This window comes from Sutterella sp. (assembly GCF_052272535.1).
GTDB lineage: Bacteria > Pseudomonadota > Gammaproteobacteria > Burkholderiales > Burkholderiaceae_F > Sutterella.
This window is the reverse complement of record NZ_DAVZJY010000300.1, coordinates 1-2,364: the sequence shown is the minus strand read 5'-3', so window position 1 is coordinate 2,364 and position 2,364 is coordinate 1. Positions and strand designations below refer to the sequence as shown.

Here is a 2,364-nt window from a genome sequence, read left to right as displayed (position 1 = left end):
CGCCGAGCGCGATCACGAGCCCGGCGCTTCCGGGGAGCGTGACGAGGAGCGCCGCGACGCCCAAGAGGAGCACCGCTGCACGCCCCGTCGTCAGCACGCCGCGCCGCAGGAGCGCCAGAGCGCCCGAAGCGGCCGCCAGAGCGGCGAGCCCGAGCGTCGTCGGAACATAAAGGGAATCCGCCGGATCAGCGGCGCCGAAGCCGAGCGTGTGGACTTCAAGCGCTCCCCAGGCGGAGAGAAGGAGCGCGGGGAGCCAGAAGAGGATTTCGTTACGGAGGCGTTCGTTCGGCAGCCAGGCGGGAAGCGCCGCGCCGAGAGCGGCGAGTGCGCAGAGCGCGAGGACGAAGGCTTGGGCGTCGGGATAGGCCGAAAGCGCCGAGAGGGCTGCAGCGCAAAGCGCAATGCGCGAGCGGAAGACGAGCGCGAGGCCGAGGGCTGCGGCCGCGGCAACGCCCCGGTCGCCGTCGAGCACCGCGCACCACCCCGCCGCGGCGACCACGAAGAGAAGGAGCTGGGTCGGCGAAAAGACCGCAGCGCGGCTCCGCGTGCGTCTCCGGCGGAAGAGTTCGAGCGCAGCCGCCATGAGAAGCATCGTCCAGCCCGCCCGGTCGACCGCCAGGCCGAAGAGGAGCGAAATCGTGGTTGCGGCGAGCACGACCGCGACGGCGGCAAGTGCGGCCGAGACGGCGCGCGGGAAGAGATCGGCGAGGAGCGCCCCGACGCCCTCGGCGTCCGCAGGACGGGCGGATGCCACCGCCCCCGGATCCCGCCGGAGCTTCGCGAAGCGCAGGCCCGCCTGCAGCGTGGTCCAGCCGAGGAAGACGAGGCCGTTCACGAGCGTGAGGAGATAGATGATCCCGTTGCCGTTCAGGATGCCGAAGGCGGGCGCGGCGTTGAGCACCAGGCTGTTAGCCCAGGCCACGGCCGTGAGGACGGCGAAGGCGCGCTGCTCGGGGCGCCGCGAGAAGAGCTGCAGCAGGACGAGGATAAGGGCGAGCCCGCCGTAGAGCGCCGTCATCGACGCGTCCGCTCGCCCGAAACCCGTCATCATCGTAGGGAGAAGCCCGAGAAGCGCCGAGGCGGCGAGTGCGGGCAAGAGGGCTGCGGCGCGCAGAAGTCCCGTGGCGGCGCGACGCCGCAGCGCCCCGGTGAATCCGATGGCGGTCGCGGCTGCGAAGAGCGCCGCGGGCAGGTACCGCTCCAAGGCGTCGAAGTCTCCGGGCATCCGGTCGCCCTGAAGAATCGCGGCTCCGAGGACCACGCCGAACCAGAGCGTGAAGAAGGCGGGCCGGCGGCAGACGAGGAGCCAGGGCGTGAGAAGCGCCGCCCAGCCGAGCATCAGGGCGGCGGCGCCTTCACCCGTCTGCCAGGTCTGGCCGACGACGGCGAGCAGAAGCCCCGTGGCGAGACCCGAGGCCGTAACGAATCCGTCGAGAAGCCCGGGGCGGAGCGTTTTGAGGAAGAGCACCGGGAGGAGGAGCGCGAAGCCCATGCCGCCGAAGAAGGCCAGCCGCACCGCCGGCCCCCAGCCGAGCCAGTGAGAGGCGGCGAAGAGCAGCAGCGCCGCGGCGGCCGAGAGGAGGCCGAGCGCGCCCAAAAGGCGCCCCAAGCCCGCGGCGGACGGAGGACGGCGCGGCGTAGAGACCTGCGGCGCCTCAGGGGCTTCCTTCGGCGCAGCGTCCGCTGCGCCTTCACGACTCTCTCCGCGGAGTCTTCCGCCGGGGCGTTCGTCAGGCTGCTCAACACTCTTCTCGTCCGGCCGGCTGACGGTCTTCTGAACCGCCTTTTCGACGGCCGGAACCGGAGCCTCTTCGGCGGCGGCCTCCTCCTGAGCGGGAGCCTGATTCTCCGCGGCGGCGGTTCTCTGCGCGGACGCGTCGGCGGGCTGCGTCGGAGCGGCGGGCGCCGTCACGGACGCAGACGCCGGAATCGTCTCCGGCGCGTCGAGAAGCAGCGGCGCGGCGGGAGGCGGCAGTGCGGCCGCAGCTTCGGGCTTCGCCTTCAATTCCGATTCAGGTTGCAATTCAGCGTTGGTTTCGGGCTGCGGCTCAGATGCCGGTCCGGACGCCGCGCTTTCGGGCGCCTGCGGCGAAACTGCGCGGCCTTCGGCCGGAGTCGTCCCTTCGGTGGGCGCCTGCGGATCTTTCGAAGCGGGAGCAGTGGATTCAGTGGCGGCGGAGGTCTTCGACATGGGCGTCTCGGAGATGCATCAAACGCAGTGTTCCCGGAAAGCCTAACCGGCTCCGCGGGCGCATGCAGCGGCGCAGTCGTGAGCGGATGAAAAAAACGGCGCGGCACCGCGTCTCAAACGGTGCGCGCCGCTCTTGCGGGAATGTTTCTCTGCAGTGGGTCGCCGGTCGCGTC

At 71.3% G+C, this 2,364-nt stretch carries 1 protein-coding gene; it reads right to left on the bottom strand.

The window, feature by feature from the left end; all coding sequences use genetic code 11:
* Positions 1–2,191, bottom strand: a 2,191-nt coding sequence (locus ACT6Y9_RS10470; RefSeq protein ID WP_443744491.1) for a DUF2157 domain-containing protein, incomplete at its 3' end; no start/stop codon positions are given.
* Positions 2,192–2,364 lie beyond the last annotated feature (173 nt).